11 protein-coding genes are annotated in these 17297 nt (G+C 48.9%); 3 read left to right on the top strand and 8 right to left on the bottom strand.

What is annotated here, in order from left to right:
• Positions 1–173: 173 nt before the first annotated feature.
• Together NG792_RS02800 and dacB are read right to left on the bottom strand one after the other, a co-directional pair.
• A complete protein-coding gene (locus tag NG792_RS02800) occupies positions 174–5342 on the bottom strand; it encodes a PAS domain S-box protein (protein ID WP_261234436.1) in 5169 nt (1722 codons plus the stop codon).
• A 768-nt stretch (positions 5343–6110) separates the two neighbouring features.
• Positions 6111–7628: a D-alanyl-D-alanine carboxypeptidase/D-alanyl-D-alanine endopeptidase gene (dacB, locus tag NG792_RS02795; protein WP_261234435.1), complete on the bottom strand. Its 1518-nt coding sequence runs from the start codon at positions 7626–7628 to the stop codon at positions 6111–6113.
• Between the two features lie 459 nt (positions 7629–8087).
• Between dacB and NG792_RS02790 the strand changes: the two genes are divergently transcribed.
• The gene (locus NG792_RS02790; protein WP_261200037.1) at positions 8088–8528 is read left to right on the top strand and encodes an Hsp20/alpha crystallin family protein; all 441 of its coding nucleotides are present in this window, start codon (positions 8088–8090) and stop codon (positions 8526–8528) included.
• A gap of 509 nt (positions 8529–9037) precedes the next feature.
• The gene (locus NG792_RS02785; protein WP_261234434.1) at positions 9038–10252 is read left to right on the top strand and encodes an HhoA/HhoB/HtrA family serine endopeptidase; all 1215 of its coding nucleotides are present in this window, start codon (positions 9038–9040) and stop codon (positions 10250–10252) included.
• A gap of 94 nt (positions 10253–10346) precedes the next feature.
• On the opposite strand, the gene NG792_RS02780 is transcribed toward NG792_RS02785, so the two are convergent.
• The 5 genes from NG792_RS02780 to NG792_RS02760 all read right to left on the bottom strand — a co-directional run bounded on the left by NG792_RS02780 (position 10347) and on the right by NG792_RS02760 (position 15602).
• Positions 10347–10799 (bottom strand): HNH endonuclease, encoded by a 453-nt coding sequence (locus tag NG792_RS02780; protein WP_261234433.1) that lies wholly within the window; start codon positions 10797–10799, stop codon positions 10347–10349.
• A 1-nt stretch (position 10800) separates the two neighbouring features.
• A complete protein-coding gene (locus NG792_RS02775; RefSeq protein WP_261234432.1) occupies positions 10801–11094 on the bottom strand; it encodes a hypothetical protein in 294 nt (97 codons plus the stop codon).
• Positions 11095–11370: 276 nt separating this feature from the next.
• On the bottom strand, positions 11371–11694 hold the full coding sequence (locus NG792_RS02770; protein WP_261234431.1) for a hypothetical protein: 324 nt from the start codon (positions 11692–11694) through the stop codon (positions 11371–11373).
• 114 nt (positions 11695–11808) lie between these two features.
• Positions 11809–12660 carry a class D beta-lactamase gene (gene blaOXA / locus NG792_RS02765; RefSeq protein WP_435387559.1) on the bottom strand — a complete coding sequence of 284 codons (852 nt, stop codon included), beginning with the start codon at positions 12658–12660 and terminating at the stop codon, positions 11809–11811.
• A gap of 125 nt (positions 12661–12785) precedes the next feature.
• Positions 12786–15602, bottom strand: a complete 2817-nt coding sequence (locus NG792_RS02760; RefSeq protein ID WP_261234430.1) for an ATP-binding protein — start codon at positions 15600–15602, stop codon at positions 12786–12788.
• 414 nt (positions 15603–16016) lie between these two features.
• On the opposite strand from NG792_RS02760, the gene NG792_RS02755 reads away from it, so the two are divergent.
• Positions 16017–16220 (top strand): hypothetical protein, encoded by a 204-nt coding sequence (locus tag NG792_RS02755; protein ID WP_261200043.1) that lies wholly within the window; start codon positions 16017–16019, stop codon positions 16218–16220.
• A gap of 333 nt (positions 16221–16553) precedes the next feature.
• On the opposite strand, the gene NG792_RS02750 is transcribed toward NG792_RS02755, so the two are convergent.
• Positions 16554–16769: a DUF2949 domain-containing protein gene (locus tag NG792_RS02750; protein ID WP_261200044.1), complete on the bottom strand. Its 216-nt coding sequence runs from the start codon at positions 16767–16769 to the stop codon at positions 16554–16556.
• Positions 16770–17297 lie beyond the last annotated feature (528 nt).

The following is a 17297-nucleotide window of genomic DNA, read 5'->3' as shown; positions in this document are numbered from 1 at the left end:
TGGAATCACTGAAGTGGGGATCGCTCCTTGGCCTCAATGCTAGAAACAGCTTCTTTATTTTAACGGGCAAGAGGTCACCAACCGGGCAACTTCTGGATCTTCAGGGGTCCCCCAAACCCGCCAAGCTGCTACCTATCCCACCCAGAGGGAGGGAGGTAAACGATGGGGGAGAATCACGATCGCGGTTTCAACGGTGCGCTCACCTCAACAATCGGCGACGGGGTAGCCGAATTCACCCGGGGGGCTGAGTGGGCGGGTCCCGGAGGTTCCGGAGTCAACGGTTCTTGCCAGCGATCGCCTGATTCTACCGCAATCCCTAGGTCCTGGGTAGCGGCCCCCGTAAAATCGGAATTTTCCTCCCCTGAGTCAGAATTTGGCCGTTCCACCGGCAAGGTGAAATAGAACGAACTGCCCTCACCCACGACACTTTCCACCCAAATTTGCCCACCGTGATGTTCGACAATACTGCGACAAATCGCTAACCCCAAGCCCGTCCCTCCCTTCTTGCGAGAATCCGAGGCATCCACTTGTTGGAAGCGTTCAAAAATTGTCTCTAGTTTATCCCCAGGAATCCCCCGTCCCTGATCTTTAATCTGAAACAGCACTTCCGGAGTCTGAGAATCTAGGAAATCGGGAGACCCTGCCGAAGTGAGAGAAGCCGATAACCAGACCTTACCCCCTTCGGGCGAGAACTTGAGCGCATTACTGAGTAAATTAGTCAAGACCTGAAAAATGCGATCGGGATCTGCCCACAGTTGGACCGGAATCGGGTTAACGCAGATAGTGACCCCAGCCTTATCCGCCATTGTGCGCATGGCATCCGCTGCCTGAATGGTCAAATCAGCCGCATTGCAAAACTGCTCAACCATCGTCACTTTACCCGACTGGATGCGCTCTAAATCCAGAATGTCATTAATCAAGCGTACCAAGCGATCGGTATTCGACACCGCAATTTGTAACATTCGCTCCGCCTTTTCCGGATAGGACTCCAGCAGTCCATTCGCCAGCAGACCCAAAGACCCGCGAATCGAAGTTAAGGGGGTTCGCAGTTCATGACTCACCACGGAAATGAATTCATCCTTCATCCGTTCCACCCCCTGACGTTCCGTAATATCCTTGAAGGTGAGGACCGCCCCTTTGATTTCATTTTGTTCTTGAATTGGGGTCGTGATATATTCCACGGGAAAACTGGTGCCATCCTTGCGCCAAAACACCGCTGTACCATGATGGACTGACCCATCGGAAATCGCCGCATAAAGCGGGGGTGCTAAACCTTCTGCCGTGGCATCCCTAGGATCAGCCACCTCCTGGGGAAGAAAGTTTGATCCCAAAATCATCGTCAAGGGAGCGCCCAACAATTCCCCCATCAAATATCCCAACATCTTCGTGGCAGCGGGATTGATAAAGGTCGTATTGCCTCGAATATCCATGCCGCAGATGCCTTCGCCTGCGGAATTTAAAATCAACTCATTTTGATGGCGCAGACGTTCTAGGGAATCTTCGACCCGCTTGAGGTCCGTCACATCCCGGGCGATGGTGGAAACCCCGGTAATCCGACCTGCGGCATCTTTAATCGGAGAAATCGTCAGGGACACATAGATGGGCGAACCCTCTTTCTTTAAATGTACCGTTTCATAATGATCAATGCTCGATCCTTGGCGAATTCCTTCCAAGAGGCGTAACTCGCTCTCTTGGCGATCGGGCAAAATCAAAATTGAAATTGATCGCCCCTTCACTTCCTCGGCAGTATAGCCATAAATTCTCTGCGCGCCCGTATTCCAGCTTAAAATTACCCCATCTAAGGTCTTGCCAATAATGGCATCATCGGAAGACTCCACAATGGAAGCCAGACGGAGACGTTCCTCTTCTACCTGTTTGCGTTCCGTGACATCCCGACCAATGACGACTAACCCTTTGCGACTGCCATCGCTGTGAAACAGTGGCACTTTCAGGGTATCTAAAATAACTTGACTGCCATCAGGAGTAGGAATCACTTCTTCTTTATGGGAGAGAATCCCATATTTCCAGGCTTCCTCATCGGAGCGATCGCACTCCAAAAAAGCATCGCGATAAAACAAGTTGAACGCGGCAATCTCGGCATCTGTTTTCCCTTGATAATTCAAGTCTTTGAGTTCAAACAGTTTCAACATCGCTTGGTTAGCTTCCAGCCAAGCCCCGCGACCGTCTTTAAAACAGATCGCATCGGGCATAGCATTAATTAAGGTTCGCAATTGATCTTCACTTTCTCGCAAGGCGGCCTCAGTCTGTTTACGGTCCGTAATATCGGTTAAGACACAGATGGACCCGACTCGTTGATTGTGTTCGTCGGTCACTGCATCGGCCCGCAACCAGATTGAAAAGGTATTGATTAGAGTGTGATCGCCCCCGAGGGATAAGACAAAAGACCGATGAGTTCGTCCACGCATCAGCACTTCCGAACTCCAACTATTCCCCTGGTGAATCTGATTAAAAACTTCTTGACCCAAGGTGGAATCTGCAAATAATGAAGGTAGTCCACCGGCCTGGTTGAGTTCTTCGACGGTGCATTCAAATAGATCTAAAAAGGCGCGGTTATGATAGATAGCCTGCCCGGTAATATCGATAGTTAGGACCGCATCACTGGTACTTTCGACGGCCTGGGTGACGCGGATTAAGGCTTGCTGGGCTTGTTCTCGGCGGGAGATTTCGGTTCTTAAGCGTTCGTTGATCCGCTGGAGTTCGGCAGTGCGATCGGCCACCAATTCTTCGAGGTGGTTGCGGTAGAGGCGGAGTTCTTCTTCCGCTTGTTTGCGCTCGGTAATATCCTCGACTAAGCCGATCGCAAATTGCCAGCAGTTTTGGGTATCTCGAATCGAAGAGACACTCAGCCGGACCCAGACGCAGTGACCTTGAGCATGGATGTAGCGTTTTTCCAGTTGGTAGCGATCGCGCTCACCGGCGACCAGTTCGTGAAACAGTTGTCGGCTAATAGGCAGGTCCTCGGCATAAGTAATCGAATCAAAGCTGAAGTCGCATAACTGAGCGTGAGTATAGCCCAGCATCCCCTGGAGTGCGGGGTTGGTTTGCAGAAATCGTCCTTCTAAATCGGTGATTTTCATGCCGATCGCCGCCCCCTCGAAGATGGTGCGGAATCGATGTTCACTCTCGCGCAGTGCCTCTTCGGCTTGTTTGCGTTCGGTGATATCCCGGCAGGTATAAAGCAGGGTTCCTCCTTCGATCTCCACTTGTTTGACGCTCACCAGTAAGGTCCTGGAGTTACCCCTTTTATCCACGATGGTCCGTTCTAGGTTGTGAATTTCCCCCAGTCTTCCGAGTTCGTCTTCTTCAAAGAGGTGATCGCCGAGTAGATGGCTAATGTGGCCCCATTGTTGGGCTTCTTCTACGGAATAGTCACAGATGAAGCGCACTGCGGGACTGATATAGGTCAGCGCCCCATTGCGATCGGTGATAAACACTGCTTCGGAGATATTGGTCAGGGTGATCCGGTGGAGTTCCTCACTGGCGCGTAAGGCGGCCTCGATCCGCTTGCGATCACTCAAATCCCGAGCCACGGTGAGCAGGTTTAAGATGCCATTTTTTTCGCCTATGGGGGTGGCGGCTAACTCCACCGGCACGATGGTCCCATCGAGGCGCACAAACTGTTGTTCGATAAAGGGAACAGCATGGTGTTCGGTTAAAATCTGCTTAATTCCTTCCTCCACCAGGGCCCGTTTGTCTGGATGCACGAAATCCAAGACGGGTAACCCCACTAAGGCTTCGGGGGTGGTGGCACCGAGGAGTTTGGCTCCGGCGGTGTTAATAAAGTCGATTTTCCCGCCACTGTGGACGATAATCGCTTCTGGGGAGAGTTCAACTAACCGACGGTAACGCTCCTCGCTTTTGGCGAGGGCGGATTCGGCTCTTTGGCGTTCGGCGCGATCGCGCAGGGCGACGATGCCGTAGGCGAGGTCATTGGCGAGTTCTCCTAAGAGTTCCACTTCGGCAATATCAAAGGCATTGGCGGTTCCTGAATAAATCCGCAGGGAACCAAAGGTTTTGTCTTTGCTAATCAGAGGGAGGGCAATGGTGGAGTGTAATCCGTGGTGGAGGGCCAATTCTCGCCAGGGGCCAAAACTGGGTTCGATTTGGATATTTTGCACTAAGCAACATTTACCTGTCTGAATGCAGGTCCGGGTGATGCCTGCAAATTCTGGGTTCGGTTTCCAGAATGCCTGGATTTGTTGTAAATACTCCTGCGCCTCTCCGGCGAAGGCGGCAGGTTGCAGGGGTCGTGGGTGTCTTGAGTGCGCTGCTTCTTCTGCTTGCGACAAGGCAACCCAAGCGAGTCGATAGCCGCCAGTTTCCACAATGCTCCGGCAGATCTCGTGCAGTAGTTCGGATTCTTCCTGTGCACGGACCATTGCTTGATTGCATTCCCAGATGGTGGTGAGGGCGCGGTTGAGGGAACAGAGTTCCATTTCTACGGCTTTGCGATCGCTCAGATCATGGGCAATTACGGAAAATCCCACTAATTGTCCCTGAGCGTCTTGCAATGCCGAGAGGGTGATATTGGCCCAAAACCGCGTTCCATTCCGTCGCCTGCGCCATCCTTCATCTTCACACTGTCCAGCGGTGGCGACCAGTTGTAGTTCTTGCTGGGGTTTGCCCGTGGCAATATCTTCCTCGGGATAAAAACAGGAGAAGTGATTGCCGATAATCTCAGCGGAGGAATATCCCAGCAGTCTCTGTGCGCCTCGATTCCAACTGGCAATACGTCCAGTTGAATCCAGCAGAAAAATCGCGTAGTCACGGATTTCTTCCACAAAGGCGCGGAAGAGTTGATCGTGTTGTTGCAGGTGTCGTTGTAAATGGGGACTGCTGGCGATCAGGGATTCCCCTAGCTCGGGGGGAGGGGCATCCAGGGTGGTGCAGGGTTCTGGATGGCTCACTCCGACTCTGGTGTTCAGGAGTTTTTCGACTCTCCAGAAGAGTTCCTCGGGCTGGATCGGTGCGGCGATCGCATCGTCATATCTCGTGATGCCCTGGGTTTGCTCCCGGGTTGCACCGTCTTCCCCTTCCCGGTGGGATTGCAAAATGCCCCACTCTCCGGGGTGAATCACCAGCAACAACGGAAAATCAGGAGCTTGGCCGGGGTTGTGCGAGTCCCAAGACCCCTGGTAAGCCTCCAACCCTAGGCGATCGCCAATGCACAAGTCTAGGCGATTCCCGCCTCGGTGGACTTCAGCCGCCTCCCTCTCCACCGAGTTTGATTCTACCGTTACAACTTGGTAATGTTCCCCTAACTGCTGGATGAGCAGGTGACGGGTTCCTTGTTCCTCGATTAGGAGCAAAATGCGGTTCATAATTCACCCTAGTGGTTGCAGCTCCGTCTATCATGATGGTTAATCACAGCCTGGGAGTATGGAGCGTTCTTCGGCAGATGGCCTCCCCTCGCTTCCTCTCTATCCCTGTGGGTCTTTAGTCTATAGAAGTTCTTTCACCCCTGGATCCGGTGCGATTTCCCCGGTGCTGTTTCATGGACCAAATTGCTCGGTGTTGCTCCCGAGGCGATCGCGCTTTTGGGTCCTGGAGTTTGGCTTGACCCCTGCTCTATATCTTCTGAATTTTTCCCCAAATAGATATCGCTATATCGTTTAGTTTAAATCATTCCTGCAGGGGTGAAAAGCAAATCACTCCTCCATTTTCCAAGAAACAGGATGGCGCAGAATTGTCCCCTTGATTGAGACCCGGGAGAACTCCCGACCCCTCTTCAAACTCCCTCACTCTAGCTGCTTTGTCTTTCTGGGTTTTTTACGCTTGGGGGGATATAGAGTGTTAAGTTTTGAGGAGTTCCAGGGGGAGGCTGGAAATTTTATCCCAGTTGTTCTGTTTACAGTAATTTCTAATCCCTGTTTTGTCAAGTCAGAGTTGAGGCAACCGCAATCTGTGGATCATTCAACCCTAACTAAAAACTCTGGGGAATTGCCACTCCCCATCCGGGATTTATTGTTAATTTTTATTAAAAATATGTAGATTTTTTTTTCTTTTCAACTTGCCTAGGTGGCCGGTTCGACCCCCTACAACTATTGCAGCAGGGGGCAATTCCGGGAGAGATGGAACGACCTAGAAAATTAGCAGCGTTCCAATCGCGTCAACAACACCACAATTTCATCGATCGCCGTTCTCAATATTGCCGAGGATTGATCCGATTGATTAACGACAATGCTAAACAACAATGTATTATACTCCGAATTGGGAACATACCCCGATAAAGCAGATACCCCCGTTAATGTACCCGTTTTGGCCCGGACCGTTTGTGCCCCCGGGGTATTCCGAAACCGGGTCCGCAATGTACCACTCACCCCCGCTAAAGGTAACGCTTCCCGGTAAATGTCAAAATAGGGAGAATCCGCCATCCCTCGCAGGGTTTGTACCAAAGATTGGGGACTGACTAGGTTTCGGCGAGAGAGTCCGGAAGCATCGACTAAATCGTAACTGGTCGGATCGACTCCCAAGTCGGTTAAAGCGGCTTTCAACACTTGTAAACCGGCCTCCCGAGTTTCTTCTGGCAAAGGATTGTTGCCTTTGCCTTGGGGATTTGCCCCAAGCGATCGCAGCATGACTTCTGTATAAAGATTGTTACTTTTTTGCAAAACTTCAACAGTCATTTCAGATAAAGGAGGTGAGACGATCGCCGCTAATTCCTGCTGATTCGGCATATTTCTAAACTGGTCACTCACTATCTCCCGTCCGGTGGTAATTCCCACCCCATTCAACGCTTGGCGGAAATACCCTAAAAAGTTCTGTGCCGGTTCCACCACAGAAATCGAAACCTCTTCTGCCGGTGACCCCACGTGCAACTGACCCGAGACTCGCACAATCGGTCGCGTCAACTCTCTCCCCACCTCCAAAAATTCCGGCGCATCCGTCGAAACCGTCCGGGACCGATTTTCAACTTGCCATCGGGTTTGTTCCGTGGGATTCGCCCAAGTCAAGGATAGCGGTTGTCCTAATCCCTGGGGAGTTAAGGTAAAATCCACGCTATTTTGATTAAAAATCAGACTGTTTACGGGTGCACCGTATCCCGCCTGCACGTCTTCCCATTCCCAGTTGGGATGGACGGGAGAACCGATGAAATAACCATCTTCCCCGATGATTTCGCCAATTTGACCGATACCTTGTTGCTGCAGTTGTTGGGCGATCGCCTCTAGCTGAGTTTTCCCAATCGTCGGGTCTCCTCGTCCCACAATCCGCACAGAGTCGATCCGGTCCCCAGTCAGATTAGAACCATAAACCGAGGTGCGAATCCGAAAGTCTGGACCGAGATGATGCAACGCTGCGGCACTTGTGAGCAATTTGGCATTAGAGGCGGGAATGAAAAACTGCTCAGAATCGCGACGATAAAGGGTGCGATCGCCTCCCCCCTCTAAAGTTTCTACTAAAATACCCCATCTTGCTCGCCGCAATTCCGGACGATTGATAATCCCGGCGATCGTCGGTTCCAACAGCGACTGACAAAAGCGCGCAGGTGCAGGGGGTGCGGTTTGTCCCTTCACCGGGGACGGTAAACTGACCAATGTCAGCGTCAACGCCAGTAAATTGAGCGATTTCAGGGATTTGTAAAGGCGATCGCGAGTCAATCTCAACATAAGCAAAAACCACAGTCCAAATAAACAACAGTGAATCATCGGCAAAGCGCTCACCCCAAGGAAAAAGCGCCTCTTCCCTTGAATCCGAACGCCGGGGTATTCACCAGGTTTAAACCGCAATCCGGGAGACCCCCCACAAAAACAAGCCCCTACAGAGGCCCAAACCCCCACCTCATCGCCAAACTCAGTTAAAACCGGGCCAAACTGCTCTACCCCCCAAGGATTTTACCAGCTTCCCCATGTGCAACGTCACGAATTGCTGTCGTTAATCCTCAATGTTCAACGTCACCACTTGCTGTAGTTATCCTCCTTACGCCTCCCTACAGGTGCGGTAATTTACACTCAACCCATACACAAAACCGAACTTAACCCTCCCCTTAACTTAGATATATTAATTCCAGAAAGAGGTAAGCGATTCCTACCTCACCCTAACATCAATTCTTGAGGAGGCAACCTATTATGGCACTCATTCGTTATTCCCCTTTTCGGGAAATTGACACACTACAACGGGAAATGAACCGCTTATTTGACACCATTTCTTCCTCCCCAGAAACTGAAAACGGCGGACTAACCTTCGTTCCCCCTGCCGAAATCTCCGAAACCAGCGATGCTATTCACTTAAAACTAGAAATTCCCGGCATGGAACCCGAGAACTTCGACGTTCAAGTCACCGCTGAATCTGTAGCCATTAGTGGAGAACGTCACTCCCAAACTCGCACCGAACAACAAGGCATGACCCGCAGCGAATTTCGCTATGGTCAATTCCGCCGGGTGATTCCCCTCCCCGCCCGGGTCAAAAATACCGAAGTGCAGGCGGAATACAAAAATGGCATTCTCCAGCTAAATTTGCCCAAAGCAGAAGAGGAGAAAAACAAGGTCGTTAAAGTGAACATTGGCTAAAGTGATTTTAGGGGGTCTACCTTGAAAGTTTTTGACCCCCTAAACCTCCCGTAAAGTAGCGGTCATCACGTCGTTTGATTGCTCCCATATTCACGAATTAGCAATTCCTTAAAAAGAGAAGCCCGGTTTTTCCTATTCAGAAATTTCATCAGATAACAATTCCTTGGGTTTGAAGGGAACTGGTTTTGGAAAATTTTCTGATAGTCTGAAAAATTAGACCGCGTTGGTACAGGAGAGACTAGAAACCGGGTTTCTTTATCCCAGTTCTGGATAAGAGGCACAAATGAGGGCAAAACCCCGGTTTCTTGTGTTTGATGTGGAATAGGGAAGCGACTTCTGGCAAGGGTTTGGGGTTAACTCCAAAACTTTCCGGAATTGCGTAATCTATCTTCAGAGGATTGTGAGTGCAGCGGAGTTCGTTATACTGTGGAATCAGGGGAGGGTGATGGGGTAACCCCTCGCCTCCTCGATTTTCGCTCTTACTCTACGGACGGATATAAATAATAACGATGTCTTTTTCTAAATTTTGTGCGAATTGGCGAACCCTTATCACTTATTTATTAATGGGGATTTGGAGTGCGATCGCCTGGTTGAACCCCCTCGGGTCTGTCTCTGCGGCAGCAACCTCCTTATCTGCGGTGGATTCTCTCCCCGCCAACCCGGTAACGGTGGCCCTCCAACCCAAACAGAACCCGGGAAGCGCAGGCAATTTTGTCACCACAGCGGTTGATCTCGTCGGACCTTCCGTGGTCCGCCTGGATACCGAACGCACGATCACCCGTCGGGATGACCCATTTTTTAATGATTCCTTGTTTCGAGAGTTTTTCGGACCGGATGTGCCAGTCCCCCAGCAAGAAGAACTGTTGCGGGGTCAGGGCTCAGGGTTCATTATCGACGGTGACGGGTTAATTCTCACGAATGCTCATGTAGTCAGTGATGCCGATCGCGTCACGGTGACTTTAAAAGATGGTCGCACATTCGAGGGGGAAGTGCGCGGAACTGATGTGGTTACTGATTTAGCGGTGGTCAAGATTGATGACCCCGGAGAACAATTACCCGTTGCACCTTTGGGGGATTCCTCACAAGTGCGAGTGGGAGATTGGGCGATCGCTGTCGGTAATCCATTTGGGTTAGATAATACAGTCACATTAGGGATTATTAGCACATTAGAGCGATCGTCCTCCCAAGTCGGCATTCCCGATAAACGAGTGGACTTCCTACAAACTGACGCCGCCATCAATCCTGGCAACTCTGGCGGTCCCCTGTTGAACGATCGCGGCCAAGTCATCGGCATTAACACCGCCATTCGTCCCAATGCCAGAGGGATTGGATTTGCCATTCCCATCAACAAAGCAAAAGCGCTCACCGATGTATTAGCCAAAGGTGAGACTGTTGCTCATCCTTTTATCGGCATTCAGATGGTCACCTTAACCCCGGACCTAGCGCGCCAAAACAATCAGGACCGGAATTCTAACTTAATCGTCCCGGAAATTAACGGCGTGTTAGTGATGCGAGTGGTGCGAGATTCCCCCGCAGAAGCGGCCCGATTGCGCCTTGGGGATGCGATCGTTGCTGTAGATGGAACCCCCATCACCACCGCTGATCAATTGCAGCGCATCGTCGAAAATAGCGGCGTCAATCGCGACCTGCGTCTTACAGTTCAACGGGGTCCCCAAACCCTAGAACTCACGGTGAGAACCGCTCAATTGAGTAACACTCGGTGAGAAGTTGGCCCAATGTAAGGCAACACTAGGCGGGGGTTTAAACCTCCGCCGGAGTTGAGAATGATGCTGTACAATTATCTATCTCACACAGTAATTAATTAGGATGGATGGGGCTAATATCTTCTGAGGGGGGATGTCGGCCCACTGCATAATCTGCCGCTCGAATTCCCAAAATCCGCTCTCGATTTAGGGCTAATGCTTCAATGGTTGCTCGTCCTATGGGAGTTGTACCAATCAGACGCAAACAATCCTCAGACCAACGAAAATGTTTGCGCCATCTATCACACCTTGGATTAAACAATTGGACGGTTTCTCCCGATTCAGAATCGAGCGCCGCTTGAGAGCGACCCTTCCGACGATTACAGTGAAAGCAAGCCAGGGCTAAATTATCAATGTCGTTAGAACCCCCGGCAACAACCGGCATAATATGATCGATAGTGAATTGAACATACTGCCACTGTTCTGAAGCATGACAATATTCACAGAGTCCCTTAGCACGCTGTCTTACTTCAGCTTGGATTTGTTCAGAAAGCCAAGGACGAGACATTTTAAGCGTTGATTGATGGCTGGGTAGAATTGGGAAGGGAAAGATTGCGAATCGTGCGATTTACAAAACTTAAATAATCATCAATTTCCTCATAAGCATCTAACTCCTGTTCCTCCAATTCGCTTAACCCTTCAACCTGTTGTTTGTCTAATAAAGTCGCAATCCGAGAGGTAACTTGATTTGATGCTCTAAAAATGGGAATTCCTGCTTCTAGCTCAATTCGCACCGCTCCTTCTAGGGGTAAGGAAGCGGGTAAACCATTTAAAGGCGGTAGGGTAGAAGGGGATAAAGTCATAACTGGCCTCAATAGGTCCTGGGTTAGTTCTGTTCAGATATTCAATCAATTATAGCAATAGCCCAAGCTAGTACCGCATAAAATCATAGATAGGTCTAAACCTTGTTCCCGATACGGATTGATTAAGAAGTGCTGAATAGACCTCTTGCAAAATTCTAAAAAGCCCCCCTTTTTTAAGGGGGGTTGGGGGGATCAATCCTTTTTTCTTGCAAGAGGTCTAATATTCACTGGGGTCCTGATGAGTCCAGATGAATTCTAAGCGATCAACTTCCTCAATTAATAAACAGTTTTCTGTTCATTTCCCCATCCCTCTTGAGGGGTGACCGTTCCCTCAAGCTCAGGCACTCGTTTGACTCGAAAAACAATCCTCTCTTTCATCCTCCCGACTCCTTCGGTATCAAAACAGTAAAAGCCGATAATAATCCCCCCGAAAAATGCCGGTTCTTTCTGACCCCGGTGCAGATAAAGCTCACCGTCTATTAGCTCAAATGCTTTTTGACGTTTAACCACCCAGTATCCGGTTTCCCACTCATCTCGGTCGGGGTAAACTTGGATTAATTTATTGACGTGTTCTCGCTCAATGAAATGAATTGATTTCACGATTGACTATCCTCAGTTTCCTTAATTAATTAGGGAAGATGGTATGGAATTATTATAGCATATTGTAGACTAATTCATGTCAATAAAAGAAATTTGGTAGCGGTTTAAACGACACTACAGCACTCCGATATCTTGCAAACAGCGCCGAGTTAGCTCAAGTCTAGCCGGTCCATCTTCGGGCTTGTTAATATCAATATTAGTGGCAAAAAAATAAACATTATCTCCGGTTTCTACATACCCCACAAACCAGCCAATATTTTGGAGTGATTCATTGCCAAATCCAAACCAACCCGTTTTAGCTCGAATGGTGTAGTCGGTAGTTTGTTCATAAATCATAATCTCTTTGACAAGGGAAAGGGTCTGCTGAGAAAAGGGTAAATTATTGTTGTAGAGACGGCGCAAAAATTGCACTTGCTGTTGGGGGGTGATTTGGAGGTTTCCCTGGAGCCAAAATTGGTCTATTTCCTCGGGCGTGCCAATGTTTTGATTACCATAGCCGACTTGGGTTATCCATTGCTGCATTCGCTCATATCCGATGCGGCGCGCTAATACTTGATAAAACCAGACGGCAGATAGTTTAAATGCTTCTTTCAGATTCAAGTCTCGATTCCATGTGGGAATTGTTCTAGGAATTCCATCCCAGGTTAAAACTGCTAGTTCATGAGGAATAACGCCGGTTTCTAGGGCAATGAGAGAGTTGAGGATTTTAAAGGTTGAGGCGGTTGGGAAGGGGGTTTGATTGCGTTTGGGGTTATGTTGCCAGAGGCGATCGCTGTTTAATTCACCAATGATAATTGAACCTTCAACCCCGAACTCTTGGAAATGTTGCCCACAGTTAAAGTTTTGGGCAATCTCTTGATAAACTGGAACCTCATTCCCGGATTGTCCAAGGCTTGATGCGGGTTTAATGTTGGTTAAAACGGTAAAAATTAAAGAGGTGATGGACACCCTTATTATTTGATTAATTGCGTATTTGTTCATGTAAATTTGAAGTGAGTGAAGCTTGTACGCCAGAGTCTTGCCCGCTGATAATAGATAATATTAAGGGGAAAGTCTGGCGCACCTGATGCGGAAATTAAGGGGATTGTTAATTATTCATCATCAAATACCCATCCTTCTCCTTCAGTCCATGAGTTGTCATGGTCGAGGGGAAGGGGTCGGGGAAATTTTGGGGTGAGTTTTTGCTTGATTGCCTCCGTATTTAAAGCACTCAGCGGGAGATTTGCCGGGAGGTAAACGGTGAAAGTAGAACCCACTCCAAGGTGACTTTCTACAAATAAATCCCCTCCCATTAATTGGCACAAACTCCGGGATACGGCTAATCCTAATCCGGTCCCTGTAGCATGATGGGTATCAGAGGTATGCATTTGGCTAAATGGCTCAAATAGCTCTTGTATTTGTTCGGGTGTCATGCCAATGCCGTTGTCTCGGACTCGAAATACGGCCCATTCTTCGGTGGCTTCTAGTTCAGGTTTATGGAACTTGGAGGCGGCATTTAAGACCCGGAAATCGGGGGTATTTTCGCGGGTAATTTCTAAGGCGATCGCCCCGTTTTCGGTAAATTTGCTGGCATTATCGAGCAAGTGCCACAACACCTGGTGTAGTTTATGCCGATCGCTGCAAATCGTCCCCCATTCCGCATCCCCTCCCATCGTCAAGGTATTCTTATTCGTAATCAGCTTATGTTCAATTTCCGCCATAATGATGGCGATCGCCTCACCAATCTCGAAGCACTCCACATCCAGTTGCATCCGACCCAACTCAATCTTAGAATAATCCAAAATATCATCGATCGCTACCAACAAATCTTTCCCTGCTTTATTAATTTGCTGCAAATCTCCAAAGAAAGCCCGATTGCTTACCCCTAACTCTTTCGCGTCTTCCTGCAATAAATCGCTATAGCTGATAATCGTCGTTAAGGGCGTACGCAATTCATGGCTCATATTAGCAAAAAATGCACTTTTTGCCAAATTAGCGGCTTCTGCGGTAGCTTTAGCTCTTTGCAATTCGGTTTCAACTCGTTTTGTTTCCGTAATATCCCGGGCAAAAATGCAGTTGTATTCTTTCCCCTTAATTTGAAAATAATTAATGGTAATTTCTACCGGAAAACTCTGATTGTCCTTGCTGCGATGATGGCATTCCAAACGGACGGAGCCAAATTCTTTGATTTCCTCCCAATATTCTGCCCAGACTTCGGCGGGTAAATCCGGGTTGATATCATGAACACTCAAAGAAAGAAGTTCTTTGCGGGAGTAGTTCAACGTGATGCAAGCGGCATCGTTGACGTAGAAAAACCGGCCATCGGGAGTCAGCCAAAATACGGAATCCGCTGCATTATTGATGGAAAATTCCAAAACGTCGCGGGTTTCTTCCAGGAGGCTGCGAGTCCGAATTTCCTCTTGCAATTGGTCGATCGCCTCCGTTAAATCTTTAGTCCGTTCAGCCACGCGGCTTTCGAGTTCCTCATTGGCTTTTTGCAGTGCCGCTTCAGCCGCTTTGCGATCGGTAATATCAAATCCGATAAAAACTGCCGCTTGTCCCTGCTGATATTTGTGAGAAACCACCAAAAAGTGCCGATTCACACCGCGAACAGACATTTCAATTTCGTGCTGTGCTTCTTTTGCTGGGTTATCAAAAAACTCCGGGACCAAGTGATTAAACTTCGGTGACCCTTGTAAAAAGCCGATTTTTTTTCCGAGAAAAGTCTCGGGATTCGCGTTAAAAGTTTTAGCTAAGTAGCCATTGACCCCCAGATAAACTAAATCCGAACTAAACCAGGAAATGCTTCCGGGAACGGCATCTAACACCGCTTGAAGTTGGTCATTAGCCGATTCGAGTTCGGTTTGAGTTTTGATGCGATCGTGGGTTTCTAAGGCGAGGGCAGTATAATCAGCGATGGAAGCAGCAAAGTTCCGTTCTCCTAATTTCCACCTCCGGGAAATGCCGCGATGTTCGCAGCAAACAATCCCGACGATTTTACCGCCAATGCGAATGGGTGCATCTAATTTGGAGGTAATGCCTAGGGGAATGAGGTAGGTATCGGCTAAATCTCGGGTTCTGGGATCGGTGATGGCATGATCGACGGAAATGGCACGTTCGGTTTCTAAGGATTGGAAGTATTGAGGATAGGGAGCAGTCAGCAGCAGACTGCCGGAGGAATGCAGACGTTCAGTGCGTTCGTAGAGATTGATACAGGTAATCTCCGTCTGGTTATTGTCGTACAACCAGACTCCCACCCGTTCTACGGCTAGGGTATTGGCGGCAGCTTCGGTAATTTCAGCGATCGCCGCTTCTAAATTCCCCTCATTCTGGGTTTTGCTCCTTGCCAGTTCCACGAGAATCTGACTTTGGCGGCGCAAATCGCTTTCATCCGATCGCGATCGCCGGTGGGAATTGCTCCCTACTTTGGCAGTCAACGGATTCAAGGGGTCTCCCTTCCCTGGGGTCCTACCTGTCGTTTCTCTCAACAGCAGCAATCCACCGATTTCACCCGTCTGGGTTTTCCAGGGATGCACGTCCCACTTGACTCGGGATTGGCGATCGCCATCGGCGCCAAACTCTTCCTCCCAGGATTGTACCCCCCCTGCCAAACACACCGCTTGTACCTCTTTCCAGGATTCCAGGGAGATTGCTGAGTCTCTAACTCCTGCTTCCTCTGGGTTCTGGATTGTCGGTTGGGTTGAGATAAACTGAGGCAGGATTTCATAATGAGAACGACCCAGAATCGACTCAACTGCTTGTGAGTCTGGGGAGTGTGGGTTGCCATCGCGATCGTCGAAACCGCAGTCTCGCAACCATTGGCGACTGGCAAACAAGTAGCGCATCTGGCGATCGACCATCGCTATTGCCTGGGGAGTTTGTTCCAAAAATATCTTGAGCAGGTCGAAATTCTCTGGAGAGTACAACATGAGTTCAGCTCCAACAAGTCGGCTATAGGGTTAAAGGAGCGATGAGGTACAGGCAATAGCTTTGGTTAGCTACATTCTTCAGCACCCGGAAATTAGGGCAGTTTTTCTGAGATTCAGAGTCTGAGGAAAGCTGCACCTATTTTTGTTTTAGCAAGTTCTGAGGATTTTTACATCTTTTGGGTCTTTATGGGTCCTTAATTTAAGGGAGGAGGGACCCATAAAGACCCCGGGGTTCATGCCAGTTTGGACGCTCAACAGACCCGACTTGTGATAGGGGTTGCCCTAAAAACTTTACATAACGCTACAGAAGAGGTCCCTAACGTTAAGCTTTGTTGCAACGGTAGACGTTTTTGGCAAGTAATGGTAACTTTTATTGATATTGGACTTGACGCAAGTTGAGGGAAGGAGAACACTTTGGCTAACAATCTGAATCAACACCACTCCGCTATCGTTCGTGAAGATATCAGTGAGTATGTGGCACACCTACAGCTTCACATGACTTTACAAGCGCGGAATTTAGTCCCGACGCTGACTCAAACGGCTGGCGATAGTCGAGAACAGTTGTTACAGCAAACTCAAGCTTGCTTTGAGAAGCAGGTTTCGCGACAACCTCTGTAGCTTCAATCCCAGGCTCGTCACGGATTTGTTGTTAAAATTTTCTTATTTTTTAACAATTGGGGCTTGATTGCTCTAATTGTTGTTTGGGAGGGTGCGGTGGCAAGGCGATCGCCCTTTCTCTATCAACTGGCCTATTCCCGCCTGGAACCGAACTCATTTATTAACTCATCAAAAAGATTTCCGTTTCTAACTCAGAATCGGAAATCTTAAATTTTTCTATCCAATTTAGTGCCGAAGGCGATCGCCCAATTGCTGTTTCCAGTTAAAACCTTAGTTTCCACGATTGACTGCATCCTGAGCTCTATCAAGTTTCATCCTTGTTGCTCCTCCGATTTAGAAATTTCCGTCCATGGCAGTTCGGTTCTCCAGCCAGTCGAAGATTCGCTCAAGCTGTTCCAGGGAAACTAAGCCATACTGCCACAGGATCATCGGTAAAGGGCCGAGATTTTGTTCTCCATGACGTAGGGCCATATCGATGGATGAAGGCGACAGCGCCAACTCCTCTTGTAAAAATTTCACCAATTGTCCGTAATTGTTATAGAGTTTCACAACTTTTTTCCACGTTTTGTTTTGTTATTAATTAAAATTATTCGGCCTAAATCACTCGACTACCTCTACCTCCAGGCAGGGAAGATAGCAGCATCTCAGGTAGATTTCTTAATCCGAATTTTGAATCGCCCAGGACTCACGTTTCTAGGGTCGTGCCTGTGGCGATTTTTCTGGCATCTGGGTTGGGGGATCTAGCTTCCGGTGCAAGATCCAGGATTCCGCCAAGCTTGGAGCAGCCCAGTACGAATGGACGGGAACCGGATTGGTAAATACTCGTTGATGCGGTTAACGGCGAAGTTCAACTCAGCGGATTAAGCTGAGGATTACTCGGGGTTTTCTTTCTCTGAGATCAATCAATCGATGTTATCCATTCCCACCGACAGTAACGGCGATGGATTTTGACCAGAAATAGCAGCCAATGGTTTGCTTTAAGACTCAACCGCTCTGCTTTCAGGAGGGCGATCGCCGCCGTAACCTGAGTACAGGCGAATTTTTTTCACTCCCCACTCGAACTTTAGGACGGGCTAT

Source organism: Laspinema olomoucense D3b, from assembly GCF_025370785.1.
GTDB lineage: Bacteria > Cyanobacteriota > Cyanobacteriia > Cyanobacteriales > Laspinemataceae > Laspinema > Laspinema olomoucense.
Note: the sequence above shows the minus strand (reverse complement) of the source record. Positions and strands in the feature narration are given on the sequence as shown.